The sequence below is a fragment of the Streptomyces sp. G45 genome (assembly GCF_049542095.1).
In the GTDB taxonomy this organism is placed as follows: Bacteria; Actinomycetota; Actinomycetes; order Streptomycetales; family Streptomycetaceae; genus Streptomyces.
Map to the genome: position 1 here is coordinate 1,898,734 of NZ_JBMUZU010000001.1, position 25,159 is coordinate 1,923,892.

Genomic DNA, 25,159 nt, shown 5'->3' on the forward strand with positions numbered 1-25,159 from the left:
GGTGGCGCGCGTGCGGCCCGCCTTGTCACGATCACGGGCATGCACTCGGCAACGCGGCCATCGGGCCCCGCTTCGGAAGTACCCGCCCTACCCGACGCACCCGACGTCCTGCTCATCGGCGGCCGGTCGGGCGTCGGAAAGTCGTCGGTGGGCTGGGAGGTCGCGGCCCTGTTGCGGGCGGCGGACGTCGGGCACGCCCTGATCGAGGGCGACGTCCTGGACGCCGTGCACCCGGCGCCGCCGGGCGACCCGGACCGCTCCCGGCTCACCTGCCGCAACCTGGCCGCGCTGTGGGCCAACTACGCGGACCTCGGCTGCCGTCGCCTGGTCTACACGAACACCGCGAGCGTCCTGGACAGCGAGGGCTGGATCTTCACCGAGGCCCTGGGCCCCGCCCGGCTCGTCCGCGTGCTGCTCACCGCGTCGGACGCCGCGGTCCAGCGGCGCCTGGCGGGCCGTGAGCGGGGCTCGGAGCTGGACGCGCAGCTGCGCCGCAGCGCGTTCATGGCGCGGCACCTGGACACGCGCGTGCCCGCGGACACCCACCGGGTGCCGACGGACGGCCGCACGGTGAGCGAGGTGGCCGCGGCGGTGCTACGGGTGACGGGGTGGGCGGCGCGGCCCCCGGCGGCCCCGGCCGAGCACCAGGCCGACGACCGCCGTTGACGCGGCGAGCGCGCCGACCCGGTTGCGGTTGCGCGAGAACCACTCCTGGGCGCTGCCGGGCCGCGCCTCCGCGTCGAACCGGCCGCGCGCGCCGTGGTCCCGGCCCCGCGCGCCGTCGCGCGGCACCCACAGGTTGCCGGTGCCGTGGTCGGCGTCGGCGGAGCCGTTCGCGCCGGTGTCGTCGGGGGGCGTCTGCTGGGCGTCGTACCCGGTGCGGGCGAGGTAGCGGTCGAGCGCTCCGGGGGCCACGGCGTTGGCGAGCAGCGTGGCCGCGGTGGTGCCGCCCACCCAGTACTCGCGGCGCCGGGGGTGGCGGGCGGCGTGGACGATGGCGCGGGCGGCGACCTCGGGCTGGTAGAGCGGCGCGACCGGGCGGGGCCGCCCCGGCATGCGGTTGAGGACCCAGTCGAACTGGGGCGTGTTGAGCCCGGGCAGCTGCACCATCGTCGTCCGCACGCGCGTCCCGGAGCGCAGCAGCTCGCACCGCAGGGACTCGTTGAAGCCCTGGATCGCGTGCTTCGCGCCGCAGTACGCGGACTGGAGCGGGATGCCGCGGTAGGCGAGCGCCGAGCCGGTCTGCACGATCGTGCCGCGCCCGCGCGGCAGCATCCGCCGCAGCGCCGCCGCCGTGCCGAACACCGTGCCCAGGTAGGTGACGTCGGTGACGCGCCGGAACTCGTCGGCGGAGACCTCCGTGAACGGGGCGAACACCCCGGCGAAGGCGGCGTTGACCCAGATGTCGATCGGCCCGAGACCGTCCTCCACCGCCTGCGCCGCGTCCTCGACGGCCTGCGCGTCCGCCACGTCGACGGCGACGGCGAGCGGTTCGCCGCCCGCCCGCCGCACGTCCTCGACGGCCGCCGCGAGGCCCGCCTCACCGCGGGCGAGCAGCGCGACCCGGTAGCCGCGGGCGGCGAACTCCCTCGCCACGGCCCGGCCCACGCCGCCGCTCGCGCCGGTCACGACGACGGTCGTCCGATGGCGTCGCACGGCTCACCGCGCCCGCCGACCGGCACCACCGGGCGGCACCGAGGGGAAGTCGGCGGTGCCGGGAGGCGGGGCCGTGGGGCGGGCGGCCGGGCGGGCGGCCTCCCGCGGCGGGTCCTCGGGGCGGGGAGGCGCCGGGGCCGCCGGGTCGGGGGTCGGGTCCGTCCGCCGACCGCCCGTCTGCCGACCGTCCGGCGCGGGTGCCGCGGGGTCGCGGCGCGGCGGCATCAGCGGGTCCTGGGCCGCCGCGGGGTCGCGGGGCGCCGGTACGTGCGGGTCGGGGCGGGGGGCCGCCGCGTGCGGGTCGGGACGCGCGGCCGCCGCGTACGGGGCTGGGTCCGGGGGCGTCGCCTGGGGGTCGGGGTGCGGGTCGGGCCTGGCCTGCGGGGCCGCTCCGCTCCGCGCGGTGGGCCGGGCGGCGTTGCGCAGCAGCACGGCGGCACCGGCGAGCAGCACGGTGACGATCAGGGCGGCGGCCCAGTCGGGCAGGCCCAGGGCGAGGACGATCCCCAGGGTGAGCGCCGCCGCCGCGCCCGCGTACAGGCCGACGACGCCGGACGCCGCGTACAGCGAGGCCCTGCGGCGCTGCTTGCGCGCCATCTCGTCGAACTCCGCGCGCAGTTCGGTGCGCAGCGTCTCCCGGATCGAGGCGCGCACCGCGTCCTGGACGACCTGGGCGAGAGCGGTGCCCAGGCCGCTGTCGGGGACCGGCGCGGCGGTGCCGGGCGCTCCCGGCGCCCTGCCGGACGTCGCGCTCGACGCGTGGCCCGCCGGGTCCATCGCGCCCCTGTTGTCCCTGTTGCCCGAGCTGTAGCTGTCTGATGTAGTCATGGCGCCCGGGTACCCCCGGCTCCCGGCGCGTAACGGCGCCCGCCCCGGGGCACCCGATGGCCACGGCGGCGCGGGTCACTGCGGTGCGGGTCACGGCGGTGCGGGCCGCGCCGGGTGCCGGTCGGCGCTCGCTGAGGTCGGCCGAAAGGATCTCCTGCCCCGCCCCGGCCAACTAGGCTCGCTCATATGGAAATCCTGGGAACGGTGCTGCGTGTCTGCGTCAGGGATCTGGAGGCGTCCGTCGCCTTCTACGAGCAGCTCACGGGCAGCACGGCGATGCGCTTCGAGCGGGGCGGTGTCTCCGTCGCCTCGGTCGGGTGCTTTCTGTTGATGAGCGGCCCCGAGCAGGAGCTGGACGTGCTGCGCAAGGTCACCGCGACCATCGCCGTCAAGGACGTCGACGAGGCGCACGCCACGCTCACGGCGGCGGGCGCGCACATCGTCGCGGGCCCGGTCCCGACCCCCGCGGGCCGCAACCTGATCGCGATGCACCCGGACGGCACGATCCTGGAGTACGTCGACCGCAACGCGACGGCGGCCCACTAGCCCCTCCCGGGGGGGCGCACGCCTGCGGGCCGCACGCCTGCGGGGCCGCAGGTCTCGCTAGGGCCGCATCCGGAAGTCGTACGCCCGTGGCAGCGGCTCCGCGCCCCCGGTGACCGCCGCCCACGCCTCCGTCAGGGACTCGTCGCCCTCCCGCAGGTCCGCCACCTCGAAGCCCTCGTCGAAGACGGCCCGCGCGGCGGTCCGGTCGCCCTCCGCGAGGAGCAGCCGCGCCTCTAGGAGGCGGAAGCGGCCGGTGGCGCGCGTGCGGGGGTGCAGCCGGTCCCAGACGGCGCGCGCGTCCCGGGGCCGCGCCACCGCGAGCAGCGCCTCCAGGGCCTCACGGCCGAGCGCCGCCGTCACGGCCGTCCACACGGCGCCGTCGTCGCGGCGCTCCGCGCACAGGTCGTCGAAGGCCTCCGCGTAGCGGTCCGCGGCGCGCTCGTCGTATCCGGACTCCTGGTCGGCGACGGCGAGGCAGCGCAGCAGCGCCCAGCGGGACGGGGCGAGTTCCAGGCCCCGCTCCCAGCTCCGCACGGCCTGCGCGCGGTCCCCGGCGTGCCACTGGGCGACCCCGAGGTGGTACTCGGTGTGCGGCCGGGCGGGCGCGGTCTCCAGCATGTCCCGCCAGTGCGGGGCGACCAGGGTCGGCCCGGGCGGCCCCACCCGGCGCGGCTCCGGCACGGCCCCGGTCCGCAGCAGGGCGAGCCACGGCTCCTGCTCCGGCCCGAGCGCCTCCTCCGTGAAGGGCGTGCCCGGCAGCTTGTACTGGGCGCGCAGCACCTCAAGGGCGCCCCAGCCGGAACCGGTCGCCAGCGTCTCCTCCGGATCCGCGTCCGCGTACGCCCGCCAGCTGTCGTAGCGCGCACGGACCTCGGCGGCGGGCAGCGCCGCCGCGAGCGCCGTCTCCACCGCGGCGCGCGCCGCCGCCCAGTCGGCGCCGTGCACCTGCTGGGCGGGCGCGGACAGCGGGCCGTACGCCTCCAGCCAGGCGACCTCGCTCTCCGCGTCCAGGCGCACGTGCTCCAGCTGGGTGCGGGCGAGGCCCGCCTGGATCTCGGCGTAGCCGCCGGTGCCGGGCTCGGTCAGCCACCGCTGCCAGCGGCGCCCGCCGGGGCCCGAGCCCCACGCGAAGAGCTTGCGGCCGCGCAGAGTGTCCGTGGAGGTCTGGACGAGGCCGTACCCGTCGGCGTCCAGAGCGGCGATCCAGCGGCGGGCGCCGTTCGGCACGTCGTAGAAGCAGTCCGCCGCGTGCGCCCCGCGCGCCGGGTAGGAGCGGTCCACGCCGTCGTGTTCGGGCACCGGCACGCGCGTGAGGGCGCGCGCGTAGTCGTACCCCCAGGCCTCGTCGGCGGGTGCGATGACCCTGCGCTCCTCGGGCACCGCCGTGTTCGACCACCAGTAGACGGGCACCGGCCGCTCGTGCGGGTTGCGGACGCGCGCGCCCACGTACAGGAAGTCGGAGTCGCCCGGCAGCCACAGGTCCACCTGGAAGGGCACGTCCCGCAGCCGCTCCCACTCCCACAGGCGCACCATGGGGCCGCCGTCGGGCGCGGTCAGCAGCGCGGCGTGCAGCGGCGCGCAGGCCAGCGTGGTGTGGCCGGTGGCGCCGACGTTCCACTCGATGCCCCCGGAGAACCAGGCGCCGTTCAGTGCGAAGTCCGCGGGCTGGAACACCGGGTTCCGGTAGAGCAGTTCGCGGCCCGTCGGCTTGTGCAGCAGCGAGTGCACGCGGCCGCCGAGCCCCGGCAGGACGGTGGCGCGCAGCCGCTCGTTCTCGATGACGATCGCGTCGAGGGACACCGGTGTCCGGGCCCGGCCGTAGCCGTCGCGGAGGGGCGCGGGCAGCACGGAGGTCAGCGGCGCGTAGGCGAGCTGCCGCGCCATGTCGCGCGGCAGGCCGTCCCTGATCCGCTCGTCGACCGTGTGCGGTCTGCGCCGCGGGCGCAGCGGCGGCAGTGGGTTGTCGGGGCCCAACTCGGCCGCGGGCAGGGTGATCGCGTCACGTCGTACGGTCGTCGCCAAGGTGCCCTCCCTGATGCCGCCGGTACGCGGCGCGTCCCGAAGCCCCCGGCGGCCCCGGTGGCCTCCGGCGGCCCCGACGACCATGGAACACCCTTGTCGCGGCCCCGAACAGGGCCCGTGCGGGCCGGGATCCGTGAGGGGGCGTCAGGGGCCGGTGAAGACGCCCGTGCGTCAGGGGCCGGTGAAGGCGGCCGTGCGTCAGGGGCCGGTGAAGGCGGCGACCACGGTGTCGGTGAGCACGTCGCCCGCCGTGCCGTCGGGGTCCAGGTCGGGGTCGTAGATCGTCACGTTGATCCCGACACAGCGCGGTGAGCGCACCAACGGGCGCAGCAGCGCGAGCAGTTCATCCGGGTGCAGGCCGTCGGGGTCGGGGGCGTCGACGGCGGGCATCACGCCCGGGTCGAGCACATCGGCGTCCAGGTGCACCCAGAAGCCGTCCAGGGCGGTGTGCTCCAGGCTGGCGAGGCCGGAGCGGGCCACGTCGTCGGCGCCCCACTGGCGCAGCTCGCCGACGGTGACGGTGGGGATCTTCAGGCCCGCCAACTCCTCGCGGTCCTCGTCACCGTCCCGCATCCCGAACAGGCGCACGTCCTCGTCGCGCAGATAGGGCCCGAGCCCTTCGAGGTTCGTGAGGTCCGCCTGGCCGCGCCCGGTGGCGAGGGCCAACTCCTCGCCGCCCGCGGCGCCGACGCGGTCGGAGTTGCCGGGGTGGCGGAAGTCGGCGGAGGCGTCGATCGCGGCGAGCCCGAAGCGGCCGACGCGGCGCAGCGCGAGGGCGGCACCGAGCTGGATGGAGCAGTCGCCGCCGAGCACGACGGGCAGGTCACCGGCGCGCACATACCGCTCGACGCGGTCGGCGAGCTTGGGCGTGTACGCCGCTATGGCCGCCGCGTTGAAGACGCCGTCGCCCTCCTGCCAGTCGCCGCGGTCGTAGCGCGGCGGGACGACGACGCCGCCCTCCGCTGCGTTCAGGCGGCGCAGGATGCCGCGGTCGCGCAGCGCCCCCGCGAGTTTGTAGCAGCCCGGCACGGTGCCGGGCGCGGGCGGGCGCAGACCCAGGTTGGAGGGGGCGTCGATCACCACGATATTCCGCATGCGCGCCATCCTCCGCGACGTACGCTGACGCCTTCAATGGTCTCCACGCAGGTGAGACACAGGAGACAGCGCGAGACGGCGCGAGACAGCGCGAGACGGCGAGGGGCAGCGCGAGACGGCGAGGGGCAGCGAGGAACATGGGAACCCAGCACACCTACCGGGTCATCGTCCGCGGCACCTGGGACGGGCTGACCGACGAGGCCCACGCCCGCCTCACCGCCGAGGCCACCGAACACGGCCTGGCGGCGATGCGGTTCACACCGGAGGGCTCACTCGCGTACGACGTGCCGCTGAAGCACTTCTCGTACCGGTTCGAGGTCATCTCCGACGCCGAGGACGGCCCGGAGATGGCGGGCGCGCTCGCGGAGGAGAAGGCCGAGCGGCTGCTCGCGGACCGCGGCTGCGGCTTCCGCGACCTGCGGTCGTTCCCCACCGACCTGGACACGATGAAGGTCAACCGGAAGGCGGGGAGGGCGTCTCGTCGGTGAGGGGGTGTCTTGCCGGGGGCGGGGTGCCTTGCCGAGAGGCGGGGTGCCTTGCCGGGAGGCGGGGTGCCTTGCCGGGGGCGGATTGTCTTGTCGGGGAGAGGTCATCTCGACGGTGGGGAGGTCGTTGCGTTAAGTAGAGGGCATCGCGTTGGGGAGAGGGCGCCGCGTTGGGGAGAGGTCTTCTTGGCGGTGAGAGGCCATCGCGTTGCTGAGGACCCCTCAAGCAGTTGAGGGCCCGTCACTCAGTTGAGAGGCTCTCACTCAGTTGAAGGGCCGCCACCCAGTTGAGGGGCCATCCGCCGGTGAGGCGTCGTCATGTCAGTGAGAGGCTCTCACGCCGTCGAGAAGCCATTACGTCGGTGGGAGCCCATGACGTTGCCGAGAGGCTGCCCGTCGGTGAGGTGCCATCACGCTGGTGAGAGGCTGTCACGTCGCTGAGGAGCCATCACACTGGCGAGAGCCGATGCCATAGCTAAGGGTCCGTCTCGTAGCCGAGAAGCCACGCATCGGTGAGGTGTCGTCACGCCGGTGAGAGCCTGTCACATCGGCGAGGGGCCATCACGGCGGTTAGAGCCCGCCTCCTCAGTGAGAACCTGTCTCGCCCGCGAGAGCCCACCCCGTCCGCAAGCCCCCGCCTAGTCCGCGAGAGCCCACCCCGTCCGCGAGAGCCCGTCTCGCTGGCGAGACCGTCACAGCCGTGACGCCCCCCTATCCCCCCCTACGCCCCCGGACCACGTCACCTCGGCGGCGACGTCACCTCGGCGGCGACGTCACTGCGGCGGGGACGTCATCTCGACCGTAAGCGCCCACCGCTGGTGATCGCGCCACGCCCCGTCGACAAACAGGAAGTCCGGCGAGAAGCCCTCGAGCCGGAAGCCCGCGCTCCGGGCGAGCGCGATCGACGCGGCGTTGCCCGGCTGCACGTTGATCTCCAGGCGGTGCAGCCGCAGTTCGCCGAACGCGTACGCCACGACCAGGCCCAGCGCCTCCCGCATCAGGCCGCGGCCCGCGGCGTGCGCGAACGCCCCGTAGCCGAGCGCGCCGCTGCGGAAGCCGCCCTCGACGATGTTGTTGATGTTGATGAACCCGGCGATGGCGCCGGAGCCCCGCTCGCACACCAGGAACCCGGCCTTGGCCGGGTCGCCGATGAGCGTGTCCGCGTACGCCGCGTAGGCCTCCGGCGTCTTCGGTGGGAACAACCAGGGCCGGTGCAACTCCTGGCTCTGCCGGGCGCGGGCCGTGAACTCGGCGCCGTCGGCGCGGGTGAAGGGGCGTATGCCCACGCGGGGGCCGGTGGCGAGGTAGCCGGGGCCGTCGGCGCGGGCCGGGGCGATGGTCGGGTCGGGCATCCGCCCACGCTACCGGGGCCCGGCCGCGCGCCTCAGCGGCGCCGCCCCATGAAGTACGCCCCGCACAGCGCGCCGATCAGGCCCGTTCCGAGCAGCGCCATCCACAGCGGCATGGACACTTCGGGGATCAGCAGCCGGATCTTGGTGTTGCGGGTGTTCTCGAAGATGAAGATCAGGGTGAGCAGGGCAAGCACGGCGACGGTCACCCTGCCGGGCGTCATCAGGTCGCCCAGGCCGCCTTTGGAGGGGCTCTTGGAGCCGCCCTTGGAAGTGTTGGGGCTCATGGCTTCAGCATGGGCGGCACCACGGGCACCCGCGCGGTGGGAGCGGGGCGACGCTGAGCCATACGGGTGACCGAGGAACTGGCGGCCGGGTCCTGGACGGCTACCGGGCCCGGCCTCGCCCGACGGTCGCCCCGCCCGACGGTCGCCCCGCCTGGCGGTCACCCCACCTGGCGGTCACCCCGCCTAGCGGTCGCCCCGCCTGGCCCACCCCCGGCCCTCGCGCCCCACCGGACGCCGACGCCCACCCCGGAGCCCCCCACCTACCGCAACAACCACTTCGCCGTCAGCGCCAGCACCTCCGCCCGGCTGCGGCCCCCGTGATCGGCGGCGATGAGGTGTTCGCTGATCCGCAGCGAGAACGTGATGACGCAGCGCGCCTCGACGTCGTCCTCGTCGGCGCAGAAGGCTCCGTACAGCGAACGCAGGTACTCCATGCGCCGGTTGTCGACCCGCTTCAGGCGCCGCGCCACGCCCTCGTCGCGCCGCGCCCAGTCCCGGACCGCGAGTTCGACCGCCACGCCCCTCGGCACCCCGTCGCTCGCCTCGGCCAAGGCGAACAGCCGCTCCAGGCGGGTCCTGGCGTCGCCCCCGTCGCGCTCCACCTCCTCGATCACCGCCTCCGCCACCTCGTGCTCCCACGTGTCGAGCATCTCCGCGAGCAGCGCGTCCCGGTTGCGGAAGTAGCCGTAGAAGCCGCCCTTGCTGACGCCGAGCGCCTGCGCGAGCGGCTCGATCCGGACCGCCTCCGGGCCCCCGGCGGCCAGGGCCCGCAGCCCCTCCTCGATCCACGTCCCGCGCGGCGTGCGGATCGCGCCCATGCTGTGTCCCCTCTCACGTCCTGGCCGCCCCAACCGATCTATACGGCGTCGTATAGACCCTGCTACCTTGCTTTATACGGCAGCGTATAGATCCTAGCCGCCCGAGTTCCGTCCGCCCGAGTTCCGTCCGCCCGAGTTCCGTCCGCCCGAGCTGGCGTCCGTCCGAGCCCCGCCCGAGCTGGCGTCCGTCCAAGTTCCGCCCGCGCGTGACGCCGCTGACGCGTGCGCCGCAGCCACGGGACGGGGCGGGGCGGGTGCGGATCCGACGGCACCGGTACGGACCGGATGGAGAGAGGGCACCTCATGCGACTTCCCCGCACCGCGTACACCTCCCGCCCCTGGCGCAGCCACGAGTTCGCCAGCGACTTCCGCGCCGAGGACGTGTGGGCCCTGCCGACCCCGGGCGGCCCCGACGACCTCACGCACCTGGTGCACCAGTTCGCCAGCGACGCCCCGGAGGAGGGCGCGCCCATCGAGGGTGCCGTGCCGCGCCTGCTGTTCAAAGTGCGCTGGCGGCTCGGGGCGCTGCTCGGCTGGGACCGCCCCTCGGCGGGCATCGGAACCCGCGTGCGCACCCTGCGCGACCGGCTTCCCGAAGACCTCCGCGACGGCACCCGCGGCCCCGACCTGCGGGCCGTGCCCTTCACCTCCGTCTACCAGACGCACGACGAATGGCTCGCGGAGAGCGCCAACCGCACGGTGCACATGGCCATGCACATTGGCTGGGTGCCGGACGCCGACGGCGGCTACCACGGCGTGCTGACTGTCCTGGTCAAGCCCAACGGCCGCCTCGGCTCCCTCTACATGCTGGGCATCAAGCCCTTCCGCTACCTCGGCGTCTACCCCGCCCTGCTGCGCCAGATCGGCCGCGAGTGGCGGGCGGGCGCTGCGGCGCGGGCGACGGGCTGAACCGGGGCGGGGCGCTGGCCGCCGGGGCTCGGGCCGCCTGCGGTGCCGATCGCCGGGGCTGCGACCGCGAAGGCTCCGACCGCCAGGGGTGCCGCAATGGCCACCTCCGCGCAAGCCCCCGCAAGGACCGCACGCTACGCCAGCGCAGGCACCTCCAGCGTCAGCGTCCCCGCGTCCGCGTCCAGTTCGGCGGGGACACCGAACGGCACCGTCAGCGCCCCGTCGCAGTGGCCGAAACCGAACTCCTCCACCAGGGGCACCCCGAGACCGCCGAGCCGGTCGAGGAAGAGGGGGCGCAGCTCGTCGTACGCGTCACAGTCCTCCCAGGAGCCGAGCGCGATCGCCGCCACCCCGTCCAGCCAGCCCGCCCGGGACAGCTGGGTGAGATAGCGGTCCAGGCGGTACGCCTCCTCGCCGATGTCCTCCAGGAGGAGCAGCCCGCCGCGCGCGGAGCGGCGGGCGCCCGGCGTGCCGAGGTCGGCCGCCAGCAGGGACAGGCAGCCGCCGAGCGTGACGCCCCGGGCCCGGCCGCCGCGCAGCACCGCTCCTGCGGAGGCGATGACCTGGACGGCCTCCGGCTCGAACAGCGTGGCGCGCAGGTGGTCCTGGGCCCGGGCGTTCTTCAGGAAGTCGGCCGCGGCGACCATCGGGCCGTGCAGCGTGGCGAGGCCCATGCGCCGCGCGAACGCCTCGTGCAGCGTCGTGATGTCGCTGTACCCCAGGAACACCTTGGGTCCCGCCGCCCGCATCGCGTCCCAGTCGAGCAGCTCGACCATCCGTGCCGCCCCGTACCCGCCCCGGGCGCAGAACACCGCCGTCACCTCGGGGTCGCACCAGGCCCGCTCCAGGTCCGCGGCCCGGTCCGCGTCGGTGCCCGCGAGGTAGCCGAACCGGGGGTGGACGTCCAGGACATGGGGGGCGACGACCGGGTCCAGGTCCCAGCCGCGCAGGATGTCCAGGCCCGCTTCGAGCCGGTCCTCCGGCACCGGCCCGCTCGGCGCGACGACGGCGACGCGGGCACCGGGCACCAGCCGGGGCGGCCGGGCCAGGGGCACCGCCGCGGCGGCGGTGGGCAGGGGCGCGGTCACTTGGTCAGCTCCAGGGTCGGCAGGCCGCCCGCTGGGTCCAGCCGGAACACCTGGGCGTACAGGGACAGTTCCGCTTCGAGGGCGCGGACCAGGGTGTCGGCGCGGCGGAAGCCGTGGCCCTCGCCCTCGAAGGCGATGTACGCGTGCGGCACCCCGCGTCGACCGGTGCCCTTCGCCCCCTCCATGTGCTCCAGGAACCGCTCGCACTGCGCGGGCGGACAGATCACGTCGTCCAGGCCCTGGAGCAGCAGGAACGGCACGGCGATCCGGTCGGCGTGCCGGGTGGGCGAGCGCTCCTCGTAGCGGCCCGGCACCTCGTCGAAGGGCCCGATCAGCGTCTCCAGGTACCGCGACTCGAAGTCGTGGGTCTCGCCGCTGCCCCAGGAGACCAGGTCGAGGACGGGATAGATGATCGTCCCGCACGCGTACACGTCGGTGGTCGTCAGGGACGCCGCCGTCGTCCAGCCGCCCGCGCTGCCGCCGCGGATCGCGAGCCGCGCCCGGTCGGCCGTGCCCTCGTCGGCGAGGGCGAGCGCGACGGCCGCGCAGTCCTCGACGTCGACGATGCCCCACTGCTCGCGGAGCCTGTTGCGGTACTCCCGGCCGTACCCCGTGGAGCCGCCGTAGTTGACCTCGGCGACGCCGATGCCCCGGGAGGTGAAGTAGGCGATCACCAGGTCGAGGACGAGGGGCGCCCGCGAGGTGGGGCCGCCGTGCGCCCACACCACGTACGGCGGCAGCTCGTCGTCGGGCGCGACGTGGCCGGGGTGGTGCGGCGGGTAGACGTGGGCGTGGATCTCGCGTCCGTCCGGGCCGAGGAACGTGCGGATCTGCGGCTCGGGATAGTACGTGGGGTCCACGGGGTCGTCGTGCGCGGCGCCGATCACGCGGGCCCGGCCGGTGCGGGTGTCCAGCTCCACGACCTCGTACGCGCTGCGGGGGCTCGCGGCGATCCCGGCGACGCGGGTGCCGCTGACGGCGACGGTGGCCGACCACTCCGTCCACGGTCCGGCGGCGTCCACGACCTCCCCGGTCTCCGGGTCGAGTATGCCGAGCGCGGTGGCGCCGCTGCCGTGCACCACGGCGATCAGCCCGCTCTCCAACGGCGCGAACCAGCTCATGCCAAGCTGCCACAGCGGCCCGGCGAACTCCTCCTCGCGCAGGCACAGCGGCACCACGGAGCCGACCGCGCCCTCGGGGGCGTCCAGGTCGGCGCGGTAGAGGTTCCACCAGCCCGTGCGGTCGCTGGCGAACAGCAGGCGCCCGTCCGGCGCCCACTCCACCTGGGGGATCGACTCCTCGGGGCCGCCCGCGACGCCGCGCGCGCCCGCGAAGGTGCCGTCGGCGCGCACGTCGGCGACCATCAGCTCCGTGCCGTCCCAGGGCATCCGCGGGTGGTCCCAGGCGAGCCACGCCACCCGCGTGCCGTCCGGCGACAGGCGCGGGCCGGTGACGAAGCGGTGCCGCCCGTCGGACAGCTCCCGCACCCGCGCCCGGTCCTCGGCGGCCGACCCGTCGAGCGGCACGGCCGCCAGGACCCGCCGCACGTCCGTCGGCCCGTCCCCGGTGAACTCCTCAAGGACGCACCACACCTCGCCCTGGTCCAGCCGCAGGCTCGGATCGGCCCAGCGCAGGCCGCCGCCGACGCCCGACAGGGGAGTGAGGGGTCTCGGCTCGGCCCCGGGGGCGTCCGGCTCGTACGCGTACAGGCGCTGGTCGGCGAAGTTCACGAAGACCAGCAGCGGTCCGCGCCCCGTGTCCGGGCGGGCGGCGCCGGTCCAGGGGCGGCCGCCGTACTCGATGACGCGGCTGCGCACGTTCCACGGGGCGGCCAGCACCGTGTGCTCGCCGCCGTCCGCGCGGCGCCGCACCAGGGCGCGCCGACCGCCCTCCATGGGGCGGGGCTCCGTCCACCAGGCCTCGTCCCCCACGAAGCCGACGAACGCGGGGTGGCCGTCGTTCGCCGCGGCGAGCGCGGCGTCGATCGGGGACAGCCACGAGCCGTACGGCTTGGTCTGCGCCATGTCGTCCATCTCCCCCATCGTTCGTCAGGCCGTCCTCGGATAGCGGTCGAGTACCCGGGTGCCGAAGTGCAGTGCCTCGACCGGAACGCGCTCGTCCACCCCGTGGAAGAGCGCCTGGTAGTCGAAGCCCTCGGGCGTCTTCAGCGGTGAGAAGCCGTAGCCGAGGATGCCGAGCCGCGAGAACTGCTTGGCGTCCGTACCGCCCGACATGCAGTACGGCACGACACGGCCTTCCGGGGCGAACTCGGCCACGGCCGCGCGCATCTTCGCGAACGTGGGCGTGTCCACCGGCGCCTGGAGTGCCACCTCCCTGTGGTGGAACTCCCAGTCGACGTCCGGTCCGGTGAGCCGGTCAAGGGTGGTGCGGAACTCTTCCTCGCCGCCGGGCAGATATCTGCCGTCGACGTAGGCGGTGGCCTCGCCCGGGATCACGTTGACCTTGTAACCGGAGCGCAGCATCGTCGGGTTGGCGCTGTTGCGCACCGTGGGCTCGACCAGGGCCGCGGTGGGGCCGAGCTTCTCCAGGAAGGCGTCGACGTCGAAGCCGGGCGCGTCCGGGTCGGCCTGGAGGCCGTAGAGCCCGGCCAGCTCCACCAGGGCGGCGCGCACCGTGGGCGTGAGCCGGAGCGGCCACTGGTGCTCCCCGATGCGGTGGATGGCGGCGGCGAGCCTGCTGACCGCGTTGTCCTTGTTCACCTTGGAGCCGTGGCCCGCCGTGCCGCGGGCGGTGAGCTTGAGCCAGCCGGTGCCGCGCTCCCCGGCCGCGATCGGATAGAGCTGGTTGCCCCGGCCGTCGTGGAAGGTGAACGCGCCGGACTCGCTGATGCCCTCCGTGCAGCCCTCGAAGAGGTCGGCGTGCTCGTCGGCGAGGAAGCCGGAGCCGTCGCGGGCGCTGGCCTCCTCGTCGGCGGTGAACGCGATCACGATGTCCCGCCGCGGGCGGACGCCCGCGCGCGCCCAGCCGCGGACGACCGCCAGGATCATCGCGTCCATGTTCTTCATGTCGATGGCGCCGCGCCCCCACACGACGCCGTCGCGGACCTCTCCGGAGAAGGGGTGCACGCTCCAGTCGGCGGCCTCGGCCGGGACGACGTCCAGGTGGCCGTGGACGAGCAGCGCGTCGGCGCCCGGCTCGGTGCCCTCGATGCGGGCGACCACGTTCGTCCGGCCCGGGGTGCGCTCCAGGAGCATGGGCTCGATGCCGGTGTCGGCGAGCAGCGCCGCCGCGTACTCGGCGGCGGGGCGCTCGCGGCAGGTGTCGTCGCCGTGGTTGGTGGTGTCGATGCGGATGAGCTCGGAGGTGAACCGGACGACCTCGTCCAGTGCTTGCGGGTCGACCTGGTCAGCCATACTGCTCCTCAACCGCGGCGGAGGCGATCGTGGTGACCGCCTTGAAGGTGCGAATGCCCTCGTACATGGTGTCGCTCACGTACGCGACTTTGCGCTCCGCCACGCGCCGCACGCCCGGAACGACCGTCGCCGCCATCGACAGGTGCTCGGCGTCGAACTCGACCTCCACCGTGAAGGGGCCGCCCAGCACCGGCTCGTGCCGCACGGCGAGGGCCGCGGCCTGCTTGGCGGCGGCGCGGATGTCGGTCGCCGTGCGGGTGGGCGTGCGGCACACCGCCGCGTACCGCGACACGTGGTCCTTGACGGCGACCTTCAGCGCGCCCGGCGCGTACCCCAGGGCGTCCTCGCAGGCCAGGTCGTCGCCGGTGACGAGGACGACGGGGACGCCGAACTCGGCGACGACGTGGGAGTTCAGCAGGCCCTCGCTGGCGCGCACGCCGTTGACCCACACGCCGGTGATCTGGTTGGCGAGGTAGGTGTGCGCGAGGACGCCCTCCATGCCCGCGCCCGCGTGGTAGCCGATGAAGGCGATGCCGTCCACGTCGTCGTGCTGGACGCCTTCGACCATCGACAGGGACTTGTGGCGGCCGGTGAGCATCTCGGCCCGCTCGTCGAGCCGCTCCAGCAGCAGATTGCGCATCGTCCAGTGCGCCTCGTTGATGAGCACCTCGTCGGCGCCGCCGTCGAAGAAGCCGAGCACGGCCGCGTTCACGTCCGAGGTGAACATCGAGCGGCACCGCTCCCACTGCGGCGTGCCCGGAAGCACGTCTGCGGGCCAGGTCACACCCGTGGCGCCTTCCATGTCGGCGCTGATGAGGATCTTCATGCCTCGAAACCGTACGCGGTCACGCCGACCCCGTGCCAGGCCTGTGGATAACTCTCACTGGCCCAGACCACTGGCGGTCCGAGCGGCGCGGCGGGCGCCGCTCGGCCGTCGGCCTAGGCGGGGTTCACGGGCGGCCCACCACCAGCCATGTCGACGGCAGTTCGATGCGGGTGCCGTCGGCCGTGGTCTCGGTGGTGAGCAGGGGCAGTTCTCCGCTGGCGAGGACGGTGAGGCCCGCGGCGCGCACGTGCTCCGGCACGGCCGCGTCGGCGACCTCGCCCGGCGCGATGCCGTGCGCGAAGACCGGGGCCAGCTTCGGCGGCGGCCCTCCGGCCGCCTCGACCAGGCCCTTGAGCCGACGCCCGGCGGCCTCGGCGAGCTCCACGACGAAGGCCCTGCCGCGGGTGCCGACGAGCGTGGCGATGGCGTCGACCAGCGGCTGCCGGTCGTCCGGCTCGCACTGGTGCAGGACGCCGCGCATGTACACGTTCACATCGCCGAGTTCCGCGTGGAGCTGGTCGGTGGCGGCCTTGTCCACCGCGTCGAGCTGCCGGTACTCGGCCTGCCCCGCGGGGTCGGCGCGCCGCGCGTGCTCGACGGCGGCCTCGGCGAGGTCGACGCCGAGGACGTGCGGGAAGCGGTCGGCGAGGAAGCGGGTCTGGGTGCCGTTGCCGCAGCCGAGGTCAAGGAGCGGCAGGCCGGGCGCCGCCAAGTGGGGTTCGAACAGGGTCAGATGGCGGCCGACGGTCAGGGCGGGCGAGGCGTCCCAGAAGACGGCGCCCTCTTCGGGCGGCGCGTCGCCCCAGAAGCCCTCCCACGCCTGCCGGTACCGATCGGTGACACTCATGTCCAGCTCCCCAGGTGCGACGACCGCCGCCGAAGCCGACGGCAAGATCGGTCTACCGCTCGCCGGGGCGCGCGACAAGCCGCGTGCGCGCACCTTCACGGGGCTTTCGATCCGCGTTCCCCGGGCGTGCGCGACGCCTCCCCCGGCGTGCGCCCTGACGTCGCCGCACCACCCCGTCCGACGCCCCGGCGTCCCCCGTGGCTACCGGCGCGGTGCCTCCAGCTCGAACCACACGGTCTTGCCCGTGCTGGTGCGGCTGGTGCCCCACTCCTTGGCGAGGCCGGTGACGATGCGCAGGCCGCGCCCGAACTCGTCGGACGGGCCCGCGTTCAGGAGGGACGGCAGCGCGACGTCGTCGTCCTCGACCTCGCACAGCAGCCGTCCCGCGTGGACCAGGCGCAGCCCGATGCGTCGGCCCTGGGCGTGCCGTACGGCGTTGGTGACCAGCTCGCTGGCCAGGAGGGCCGCGGTGTCCTCCAGGGCGTCGAGGCCCCAGTCGCGCAGCCGGTCCCGCACCAGGTCGCGGGCCCTGCTGACCTCGCTGGGGTCGGCGACGAGCCGCCAGTGCCCGACGTTCGCGGACGGGACGCCGTTGAGCCGGGCCATCAGCAGGGCCACGTCGTCCTTGCGCCCACCGCGGGTGTTGAGGGCGCGGATGATGGTGTCGCAGGCGGCGTCCATGGAGGCGGCGGGGTGGGCGGCCGACTCCACCAGCGTGGCGAGGCCCACGCCGATGTCCTCGCCGCGCACCTCCACGAGGCCGTCGGTGCACATCAGGAGCCGGTCGCCGGGCGCGACCCGCACCCGTACCGACTCGAAGGGCACGCCGCCGACGCCGATGGGCGCCCCGGTCGGCAGGTCGAGCAGCTCGCTGCGGCCGTCCGCGGCGCGCACCAGGACGGGCGGGATGTGGCCCGCGTTGGCCAGGTCCAGATGGCCCGCGATCGGGTCGTACACGGCGTACAGGCACGTCGCCAGGTAGTGCTCGCCGAGCCGCTGCGCCAGGTCGTCGAGGTTCCTCAGGAGCTGGGCGGGCGGCAGGTCGAGGGCGGCCATGGTCTGCACGGCGGTGCGCAACTGGCCCATCATCGCCGCCGAGTTCAGGCCGTGGCCCATCACGTCCCCGACGACCAGGGCCGTGCGGGCGCCGGGCAGCTTCACGGAGTCGAACCAGTCACCGCCGACCCGGCCGAGCAGGGTGCCCGGGAGGTAGCGGGTCGCGATGTCGCAGCCGGACATGCGGGGCTCGATGTGCGGCAGCATGCTGTCCTGGAGGGTGTCGGCGACCGACTCCTGGTAGGTGTACATGCGGGCGTTGTCGAGCACGAGGCCCGCGCGGGCGGCCAGTTCGGCGCCGGTGACGCGGTCCATGTCGTTGAAGACGGGCCGCTCCCGGTGGCGCAGCAGGATCATGAACCCGAGCACCACGTTGCGCGCCTTCAGGGGCACGACCAGCATCGACCGGTGGTTGATCAGCGGCCGGATGTCGCGCTTCTCGAACTGCGAGGCGATCGCGTTGCCCATCTCTTCGGAGATGCGGGGTACGAGGACGGGCTCTCCGGAGGTCATGCACTGGAAGAACGGCGTGTGCGCGGGGAACGGCATGGACTCGCCGACCGGCACGACGTCGTCCCAGCGGCCCGGCTCGTCGGTGTGCTCCACGGCGACGCGGTGCCACAGGGTGGTCTCGTCCGGGACGCCGTCGGGGAAGCCCTCGCCCGCGACGACCTGTTCGCGCAGGTAGGTGCCCGCCACGTCCGTGAAGCGCGGGACGACGGCCTTGCTGACCTCCTGGATGGTGCGCGCCAGGTCGAGTGAGGAGCCGATGCGGGCGCTGACCTCGTTGAGGAATTCGAGGCGCTCGCGCACCGCCGCGTACTCCAGGTCTTCGCCGTCCTCACTGTCCTCGTTGCCCTCGCCCGTGTCCGGGGCGCCCTGCGCGGGGGCGCCGCCGGTGGCCGCGGCGGCGGCGCGCTCCCGGCGCGCCCGGCGCTCGGCGCGGCGCGTCACGCCCCAGTCCGGTGTGACGGGCACGCGGTCGTGCTGGCTGAACTCGAGGACGGGATAGCCCAGTTCGAGGACCTGTGCCACGATGCGGGCGCTTTCGCCGACGCTCATGCTGGGGAGGATCTCGGGCAGCCGCCCGGCGAGTTCGTCGGCGCCGGGGAAGTCGGTGTGCAGGGCGAAGGCGGGTGCTATGCGCTCGACCCGGCCGCGCTCCGGAGCGTCGGCCGCGGTCAGGCGCGCGGCGTCCGCGGCGAGCACGAGCAGCCGCTCGCGCCCGGGGCCGACCAGCGGGTAGGCCCACCACAGCACGTCCACGCGCCGTCCGCCGCGCACCGGCACGGTCAGGCGGGCGCGGCCCGCGGCGGGGTAGGAGGTGCGGCCGTCCAGGGAGCTGCCGAGGTCGGGCCCGAGGGTGTCGTACGCGCCGTACGGGGAGCCGGGGGCGGTGTCCTGGGGCAGGGCGCCGGAGACCGGCAGCAGGTCGCCCGCGGGGCGGCCCACGGCCTCGTCCTTGGAGTGGCCGAACAGGCGGCGCGCGCCGACGCTCCAGTGGGAGACGAGGCCTTCGCCGTCGACGACGACCACAGCCAGGGGGACGCGGCCGGGCACGCCGCTCCGCGGCACCGGCTCGCCGTCCGGGGTCCCACGCTCCATGGCCAAGGCTCCTTCCCACGGTACGGCAAGATCTGCACCGTCTCCCCTCACCAACCGTACGGCTGTGGGGGGTTACCGTGCGGCGCCTTGGGAGAATTGCCCCGCACGGGGGCGCCTCCGGAGCGCACGGCGGGGTCGTGGGACCATCCCGGGCCGCCCTTCGGGCCGGTCCCGGCTCAGTCCTCGTGGCCCAGTTGCAGGTCCCGCTCCGTCCGGCCGCCCCCGGCGACCTGGAGGACCGTGGCGACCGGCGGGTAGCCCGCGGCGATCACCGTGTACTCGCCGGACGACAGGTCGACGAACCGGAACGTGCCGTCGACGCCGGTGGTCAGCGTGTCGACGACGTTGCCCGCGGCGTCCAGGAGCGTCACGCGCGCGTCCTCGACGGGCCGCCCGCCGGTGGCCCGCACCGTGCCGCGCAGCACCGCTCCCCCAGCCAGCTCGACGTCCTGGCGGGTCTCCCGGGAGGCCTGGACGCTGACCGGGAGGGCGGCGGGACGAAACGCGGGGGCGCTCGCGGCGAGCGTGTACTCCCCCGCCACCAGCTCCGTGATCACGTAGGAGCCCTCGCGTCCGCTGCGGGTCGTGGCGACGACGTCGCCGCGCACGTCCGTGAGGGTCACGGCGGCGTCCCTGACGGGCGTGCCGTCGGCGGTGCGCACGGTCCCGGCGAGGCGTCCGGCGCCGCCGAGCACCACGTCGAGCTCCACGGGTCGCTCGCCGACGGTGACGGTGACGGCCTGCGGCTGGTGGCCGCCCGCGGCGGCGATCAGCACGAACGATCCGGCACCGGGCGTGGCGAGCGCGTAGCGCCCGTCGTCCCCGCTGGCGCCGCGCCCGATCTGCTGGCCCGCGACGTCGATGAGGGTGAGGGCGGCGCGGGGCACGACGGTGCCGTCGGGGTGCTGCACGGTGCCGCAGACGGGCACCCCAGCGACGTACGGGGAGCGGGCCTCGGGTACGGCTGCGGGCTCGGCGAGGGAGGCGTGCGAGGACGCGGCACTGGACAACAGGGGGGTCTCCTTGAGGAAGAAGGCGAACAGCAGGCCGAGGACGAGCACCGGCACCAGGTAGAGGAAGATCCGCGGCATCGCGTCGGCGTACGCCTGGATGTAGCCCTCCCGCAGGGAGGCGGGCATCGCGTGCACGATCTCGGGGGTGATCGACTCGGGGTCCGGCAGTCCGGCGCCCGTGGGCAGCCGGTCGGCGAGCGCGTCGGTGAGGCGGTCGGCGAACAGAGTGCCGAAGACGGCGGCGCCCACGCTGCCGCCGATCTGCCGGAAGTAGTTGTTGGCGCTGGTGGCGGTGCCCAGGTCGGCGGGTGGCACGGCGTTCTGGACGGCGAGGATCAGCACCGGCATCACCAGGCCGACCCCGGCGCCGAGGACGGCCATCCACAGGCTGTAGTGCAGCCGTGGGGTGTCGGCCTCCAGGCGGGAGAGCAGGTACATGCCGACGGCGGAGAGGGCGCCGCCGAGGATCGGGTAGATCCGGTAGTGCCCGGTGTGGCTGATGAGCTGTCCGGCGAGGATCGAGGCGCCGACGACGCCGCCCATCATGGGCAGCATCAGCAGGCCGGACTCCGTGGCGCTCGCGCCGTCCACCATCTGCAGGTACGTCGGCAGGTAGCTGGCCGCTCCGAAGAGGGCGACCCCCACGACGAGGCCCACCAGGCCGGTGATGTTGAACACGGAGTCACGGAACAGGCGCAGGGGGATGACCGGTTCGGCGGCGTGGCGCTCGGCGACGAGGAACAGGACGGTCGCGGCGACCGCTCCGGCGGCGAGCCCCAGGATGACGCGGGAGTCCCAGGCGTACTCGGTGCCGCCCCAACTGGTCAGCAGCACCAGGCAGGTGGAGGCGGCGGTCAGCAGCAGCGCCCCGAGGACGTCGAGCCTGCCCCGGGTGGCGGGCTTGGGGAGCTTCAGGACGGCCGCGACGACGAGCAGGGTGACCAGTCCGAAGGGCACGTTGATGTAGAAGCACCAGCGCCAGGAGACGTGGTCGGTGAAGAAGCCGCCGAGCAGGGGGCCCGCTACGGAGGCGAGGCCGAAGGCGGCGCCGATCATGCCCATGTAGCGGCCTCGCGCGCGGGGCGGCACGATGTCGGCGATGATCGCCTGGACGCCGATCATCAGGCCGCCCGCCCCCACGCCCTGGACGGCGCGGAAGGCGATGAGCTGGTCCATGGTGCGCGCGGCGCCCGCGAGCGCGGAGCCGATCACGAAGACGACGATCGCGAACTGGAACACGCCCTTGCGTCCGTAGAGGTCGCCGAGCTTGCCGTAGATCGGCAGGCCCACGGTGGACGTGAGCAGATACGCGGTGATGGCCCAGGACATCCGGTCCAGGCCGTGCAGCTCGCCCACGATGCGGGGCAGCGCGGTGGCGACGATCATCTGCTCCAGCGCGGCGAGGAGCAGGGCCAGCATCAGCCCGAGGAACACCATCCGGACCCGGGCGGGGCTGAGGCCGTGTGCGGCCTTCTCCGCGGCTTCCGGCGGGGGCGGCGACTCCTGGTCCGGTCCGGCCGTCCGGGGCCCCTGGAGGGCCCGTTCGCCGTGTTCGGCGCTCATCGCCAGCGTCGTCCCGCCCACTTGCTGCTCCCCTCGTCGCGCCTGCGCCGCCCTTTTCTCGCATTACGCGACAACTGCGGGCAAGTACGACGAGTTGCCCCAGGGGAGTGCACCGGCGCGCATATCGGCCGGTGGGAGCGCTACGGCGCACGACCGGGGCCATGCCGGAAACCACTCGAAACGGTGAGGTCGGCGGTAACCCCTGGGGCTGATACGGGAGTTGGCCGACCGACCCGGCGGCGCGGACCGGCGCGCACCGGGCCGGTCCGCGGGGGCGGGCCGGGCCAACTCCCGTGGGGAGCGGAGCCGTTCCGGGGGCGGGGCCCGCCGTACCGCTCGGGGCTACTTCTCCACTTCGGCGGCGAGCTTGCCGAGGACCTGGTCGTAGATCCGGGCGAGGCCCTTGGGCGCGAAGGTCTTCTCGAAGAAGCCGCCGATGCCGCCCGCGCCGTTCCACACGGTGGAGACGACCACGCGGGCCTGCCCCTCGCCCGCCGGGGTCACGCGCCAGGTGGTGACCATGGACGAGTTGCGGTCCTTCTCGACGAGTTCGCCGTCGGTGGGCTCGGTCACCTCCAGCAGGCAGTCGCGGACGCGCTTGCTGGTGGCCTGGAGCTTCCAGTGGACGAGGGTGCCCTCGCCGTCGCCGCCCTCGCGCACCTCGTACTCGCTGTAGTGCTCCGAAAGGATCTTCGCGCGCGTGCCGCTGTAGTCGGCCAGGGCATCGAAGACGTCCTCCGGCCGCGCCGCGATGATCCGCTCCGTGGTCGCCTCGACCTGCGCCATTGCACTTCCTCCAGCAGTTGGTGTCTCGGGGGGTCGACGTCAGCCAACCACCCCGCACACCGGGGCCCCAAATCGGGTCCGGGTCCCGCTCGCACGATCAAGGGAACATGTGTTCTATTCTGTGGTTCATGCTGGTCACTGATACCCAGGAGGCGCCATGCGCTGGGAGAACCTGTCCGACGGGCCACGGCGCGGCTCCGTGGACGCCGCCCTGTTCGGCGCGGACGCGGTGACCACACGGACCGTCGACACTCCGGAGTTCCGCGGGATCACCTTCCACGAGATCCGCGCCAGGACGATCGTGAACCGGGTCCCCGGGGCGTCCCGCATGCCCTTCGAGTGGACGGTCAACCCCTACCGGGGCTGCACGCACGCGTGCGTGTACTGCTTCGCGCGCAAGACCCACAGCTATCTGGACCTGGACACCGGCCTCGGCTTCGACAGCCAGATCGTCGTGAAGGTCAACGCGCCCGACGTCCTGCGCCGCCAGCTCGCCTCGCCCCGCTGGCACGGCGACCACATCGCCATGGGCACGAACGTCGACTGCTACCAGCGCGCCGAGGGCCGCTACCGGCTGATGCCGGGCATCATCGCGGCCCTGCGCGACCACGCGAACCCGTTCTCGATCCTCACCAAGGGGACGCTCATCCTGCGCGACCTCGACCTGCTGCGCGAGGCCGCCGCCGTCACCGACGTGGGCATCTCCGTCTCCGTCGGCTTCCTCGACGAGGCGCTGTGGCGCACCGTGGAGCCGGGCACGCCCGCTCCGGAGCGCCGCCTGGACGTCGTCCGCACCCTGAGCGAGCACGGCATCGGCTGCGGCGTCCTGATGGCGCCGGTGATCCCGTTCCTCGGCGACCACCCGGACCAGCTGCGGGCCACGGTGCGGGCGATCGCGGCCGCCGGGGCGACGTCGGTGACCCCCCTGGTGCTGCACCTGCGCCCCGGAGCGCGCGAGTGGTTCATGGAGTGGCTGGGGCGCCACCACCCGCATCTGGTGCGGCGCTTCGAGCGGCTCTACGTAGAGGGGGCCTACGCCCCGAAGTGGTACCAGCGCCGGATCACCCGCCATGTGCACGAGCTGGCCGAGGGGTTCGGCATCGGCCCCACGCGCGCGGGCGCGGCCCGTCGCCTCCCCGCCCCCGAGGCGGCGCCCCAGGAGACCGAGAGGACACCGGGCGGCACACAGCTCACACTGCTGTGAGCGCGGGCCCGTCCCCCTCGCGGCGGGGCGTGCCCCCTTCGGGTCATCCCTTGCCTGAACGACCCCTTCCGGGAGGGGTTTCCGGGACGATGCCGCGGGGGCCGTGGGCCGCACGGCCCCGAACCCTCCGTCCTGGGAGGCCCGATGAGAACACGCGCCGTCTGTCTGTGCGGCGTCGCGGCCCTGACCGCCGGTCTCGTCACGGCGGTGCCGTCCGCCGCGGGCGCGGGCGAAACGGCCGTGCCGCACACCGCGAAGTCCCGCACCACACAGCCCCTCACCACACGGCCGCTCACCTGGCGGAAGTGCCCGACGCAGGCCTATCCGAAGCTCGAATGCGCCACCCTGAAGGTGCCGCTGGACCACGACCACCGGCACGGGCGGCAGATCGCGCTCGCCCTGTCCCGCGTCCCCCACACCGCGCGGACGTACCAGGGCCCGCTCCTGGTCAACCCCGGCGGCCCCGGCGGCAGCGGCCTCACCCTGGCCGGGTTCGTCGCCAAGTCGCTGCCGAAGAAGGTGGCCGCGCGGTACGACGTCGTGGGCTTCGACCCGCGCGGCGTCGGCAGGAGCGAGCCCGCCCTCACCTGCCGCCCCGGGCACGCCGCGCCGGTGCGCCCCGCCTCCGTACCGAAGACCCCCGCCCTGGAGCGGGCGAACCTCACCCGCGCGCGGGCGTTCGCCACGGCCTGCGCCAAGAAGTACGCGGACCTGCTGCCGTTCATCGACACGGTCAGCGCCGCCAAGGACCTGGACGCCATCCGGACCGCGCTCGGCGCCAGGAAGATCAACTACTTCGGCTACTCGTACGGGACGTACCTGGGCGCCGTCTACGCGAAGCTGTACCCGGACCGCGTGCGCCGCATGGCCCTCGACTCCGTGGTCGACCCGACGAAGGTCTGGTACGAGGCCAACCTCGCCCAGGACTTCGCCTTCGACGCCCGCCACAAGGCGTTCCTCGCCTGGGTGGCCAGGCACCACACGACGTACAAGCTCGGCAGGGACCCGGCGAGGGTCGAGGCCAAGTGGTACGCGATGCACGCCGCGCTCGCCCGCAAGCCCGCGGGCCGCGAGGTGGGCTCGGCCGAACTGGAGGACACCTACCTCAGCGGCGGCTACTTCAACGGCTACTGGCCGGTCCTCGCCAAGGCGTTCGCCGCGTACGTGAACCGCAAGGACCCGGACCCGCTCGTGGACGCGTACGAGGACCTCGGCGCCGTGGACGCCGCGGGTGAGAACGGCTACTCGGTCTACTCCGCGGTGCAGTGCCGGGACGCGGGCTGGCCGCGCGACTGGAGCCGGTGGCGCCACGACCACGACCGGGTGCACGCCAAGGCGCCCTTCCTCACCTGGAACAACGCCTGGTACAACGCGCCGTGCGCGTTCTGGCCGACCAAACCGCTGAGCCCCCCGGAGGTCACCAACCGCTCGGTGCCGCCGGTGCTGCTCCTCCAGGCCACCGACGACGCGGCCACGCCCTACGAAGGCGCGGCCACCCTCCACCGCAAGCTGCGCGGTTCGAGCCTGGTGGTGGAGCTGGGCGGCGGCAACCACGGCGTCACACTGAGCGGGAACGCCTGCCTCGACCGGCACTTGGCGGCGTATCTGACCAACGGCAAGGTGCCGCACAGCGGCGGCGAGGTCGACGCGGTCTGCCGGGCGCTCCCGGACCCGAAGCCGGGGCGCGCCACCGCCAGGGGCGCCGCGTCACCCGGCGGGGAGCTGCACGGGATCATCGGCTTCCGCGGCTGATCCGGCGGCCCGGCCGGGGCGTTGTCAGACCCATGGTCCACCATGGGGAT

General features: G+C 74.3%; 21 protein-coding genes. 6 read left to right on the forward strand and 15 right to left on the reverse strand.

What is annotated here, in order from left to right; translation table 11 throughout:
* The first annotated feature begins 39 nt into the window (after nt 1-39).
* Nucleotides 40-666, forward strand: coding sequence for a hypothetical protein (locus tag ACOBQU_RS07580; protein ID WP_423625152.1), 627 nt, complete (start codon nt 40-42; stop codon nt 664-666).
* On the opposite strand, the gene ACOBQU_RS07585 is transcribed toward ACOBQU_RS07580, so the two are convergent.
* Nucleotides 595-1,629, reverse strand: a complete 1,035-nt coding sequence (locus tag ACOBQU_RS07585; RefSeq protein ID WP_423625154.1) for an SDR family oxidoreductase — start codon at nt 1,627-1,629, stop codon at nt 595-597. The genes ACOBQU_RS07580 and ACOBQU_RS07585 overlap by 72 nt on opposite strands.
* A gap of 30 nt (nt 1,630-1,659) precedes the next feature.
* Nucleotides 1,660-2,484, reverse strand: coding sequence for a phage holin family protein (locus tag ACOBQU_RS07590; RefSeq protein ID WP_423625156.1), 825 nt, complete (start codon nt 2,482-2,484; stop codon nt 1,660-1,662).
* Between the two features lie 186 nt (nt 2,485-2,670).
* Here ACOBQU_RS07590 and ACOBQU_RS07595 point away from each other — a divergent pair, with 186 nt between their 5' ends.
* Nucleotides 2,671-3,030, forward strand: coding sequence for a VOC family protein (locus ACOBQU_RS07595; RefSeq protein WP_423625157.1), 360 nt, complete (start codon nt 2,671-2,673; stop codon nt 3,028-3,030).
* Between the two features lie 57 nt (nt 3,031-3,087).
* Here the strand turns inward: ACOBQU_RS07595 and ACOBQU_RS07600 are convergent, their stop codons facing one another.
* Together ACOBQU_RS07600 and ACOBQU_RS07605 are read right to left on the reverse strand one after the other, a co-directional pair.
* Nucleotides 3,088-5,052, reverse strand: coding sequence for a DUF5107 domain-containing protein (locus ACOBQU_RS07600; protein WP_423625159.1), 1,965 nt, complete (start codon nt 5,050-5,052; stop codon nt 3,088-3,090).
* Between the two features lie 198 nt (nt 5,053-5,250).
* Nucleotides 5,251-6,147, reverse strand: a complete 897-nt coding sequence (locus ACOBQU_RS07605; RefSeq protein ID WP_423625161.1) for an arginase family protein — start codon at nt 6,145-6,147, stop codon at nt 5,251-5,253.
* A gap of 137 nt (nt 6,148-6,284) precedes the next feature.
* Here ACOBQU_RS07605 and ACOBQU_RS07610 point away from each other — a divergent pair, with 137 nt between their 5' ends.
* A complete protein-coding gene (locus ACOBQU_RS07610) occupies nt 6,285-6,635 on the forward strand; it encodes a DUF6204 family protein (protein ID WP_423625163.1) in 351 nt (116 codons plus the stop codon).
* A gap of 770 nt (nt 6,636-7,405) precedes the next feature.
* On the opposite strand, the gene ACOBQU_RS07615 is transcribed toward ACOBQU_RS07610, so the two are convergent.
* The 3 genes from ACOBQU_RS07615 to ACOBQU_RS07625 all read right to left on the reverse strand — a co-directional run bounded on the left by ACOBQU_RS07615 (nt 7,406) and on the right by ACOBQU_RS07625 (nt 9,086).
* Nucleotides 7,406-7,984 carry a GNAT family N-acetyltransferase gene (locus tag ACOBQU_RS07615; protein WP_423625165.1) on the reverse strand — a complete coding sequence of 193 codons (579 nt, stop codon included), beginning with the start codon at nt 7,982-7,984 and terminating at the stop codon, nt 7,406-7,408.
* Nucleotides 7,985-8,016: 32 nt separating this feature from the next.
* Nucleotides 8,017-8,268 (reverse strand): hypothetical protein, encoded by a 252-nt coding sequence (locus ACOBQU_RS07620; protein ID WP_423625166.1) that lies wholly within the window; start codon nt 8,266-8,268, stop codon nt 8,017-8,019.
* A gap of 260 nt (nt 8,269-8,528) precedes the next feature.
* The gene (locus ACOBQU_RS07625) at nt 8,529-9,086 is read right to left on the reverse strand and encodes a TetR/AcrR family transcriptional regulator (RefSeq protein ID WP_423625168.1); all 558 of its coding nucleotides are present in this window, start codon (nt 9,084-9,086) and stop codon (nt 8,529-8,531) included.
* A 303-nt stretch (nt 9,087-9,389) separates the two neighbouring features.
* Between ACOBQU_RS07625 and ACOBQU_RS07630 the strand changes: the two genes are divergently transcribed.
* Nucleotides 9,390-9,995, forward strand: coding sequence for a DUF2867 domain-containing protein (locus ACOBQU_RS07630; protein ID WP_423625170.1), 606 nt, complete (start codon nt 9,390-9,392; stop codon nt 9,993-9,995).
* Nucleotides 9,996-10,129: 134 nt separating this feature from the next.
* Here ACOBQU_RS07630 and ACOBQU_RS07635 read toward each other — a convergent pair whose 3' ends face one another.
* From ACOBQU_RS07635 to ACOBQU_RS07670, 8 genes are all read right to left on the reverse strand, one after another.
* Nucleotides 10,130-11,083 carry a S66 peptidase family protein gene (locus ACOBQU_RS07635; protein WP_423625172.1) on the reverse strand — a complete coding sequence of 318 codons (954 nt, stop codon included), beginning with the start codon at nt 11,081-11,083 and terminating at the stop codon, nt 10,130-10,132.
* A complete protein-coding gene (locus ACOBQU_RS07640; protein ID WP_423625174.1) occupies nt 11,080-13,116 on the reverse strand; it encodes an LpqB family beta-propeller domain-containing protein in 2,037 nt (678 codons plus the stop codon). Before ACOBQU_RS07640 ends, ACOBQU_RS07635 begins: the two co-directional genes overlap by 4 nt.
* 15 nt (nt 13,117-13,131) lie before the next feature.
* Nucleotides 13,132-14,457 carry a M20/M25/M40 family metallo-hydrolase gene (locus ACOBQU_RS07645; RefSeq protein ID WP_423625176.1) on the reverse strand — a complete coding sequence of 442 codons (1,326 nt, stop codon included), beginning with the start codon at nt 14,455-14,457 and terminating at the stop codon, nt 13,132-13,134.
* The gene (locus ACOBQU_RS07650; RefSeq protein ID WP_423625178.1) at nt 14,450-15,283 is read right to left on the reverse strand and encodes a M55 family metallopeptidase; all 834 of its coding nucleotides are present in this window, start codon (nt 15,281-15,283) and stop codon (nt 14,450-14,452) included. The genes ACOBQU_RS07645 and ACOBQU_RS07650 overlap by 8 nt, the downstream gene beginning before the upstream one ends.
* A gap of 124 nt (nt 15,284-15,407) precedes the next feature.
* Nucleotides 15,408-16,130 carry a class I SAM-dependent methyltransferase gene (locus tag ACOBQU_RS07655; RefSeq protein ID WP_423625180.1) on the reverse strand — a complete coding sequence of 241 codons (723 nt, stop codon included), beginning with the start codon at nt 16,128-16,130 and terminating at the stop codon, nt 15,408-15,410.
* A 201-nt stretch (nt 16,131-16,331) separates the two neighbouring features.
* Complete coding sequence (locus ACOBQU_RS07660) at nt 16,332-18,791, reverse strand: SpoIIE family protein phosphatase (protein WP_423625181.1); 2,460 nt, start codon at nt 18,789-18,791, stop codon at nt 16,332-16,334.
* Between the two features lie 176 nt (nt 18,792-18,967).
* Complete coding sequence (locus ACOBQU_RS07665; RefSeq protein ID WP_423625183.1) at nt 18,968-21,388, reverse strand: MFS transporter; 2,421 nt, start codon at nt 21,386-21,388, stop codon at nt 18,968-18,970.
* A gap of 321 nt (nt 21,389-21,709) precedes the next feature.
* Entirely contained in the window at nt 21,710-22,153 is a 444-nt protein-coding gene (locus ACOBQU_RS07670; RefSeq protein WP_423625184.1) for an SRPBCC family protein, read from the reverse strand.
* A gap of 157 nt (nt 22,154-22,310) precedes the next feature.
* On the opposite strand from ACOBQU_RS07670, the gene ACOBQU_RS07675 reads away from it, so the two are divergent.
* Together ACOBQU_RS07675 and ACOBQU_RS07680 are read left to right on the forward strand one after the other, a co-directional pair.
* Nucleotides 22,311-23,357, forward strand: coding sequence for an Rv2578c family radical SAM protein (locus ACOBQU_RS07675; protein ID WP_423625186.1), 1,047 nt, complete (start codon nt 22,311-22,313; stop codon nt 23,355-23,357).
* Nucleotides 23,358-23,501: 144 nt separating this feature from the next.
* Complete coding sequence (locus tag ACOBQU_RS07680) at nt 23,502-25,109, forward strand: alpha/beta hydrolase (protein WP_423625187.1); 1,608 nt, start codon at nt 23,502-23,504, stop codon at nt 25,107-25,109.
* The last annotated feature ends 50 nt before the right edge of the window (nt 25,110-25,159 follow it).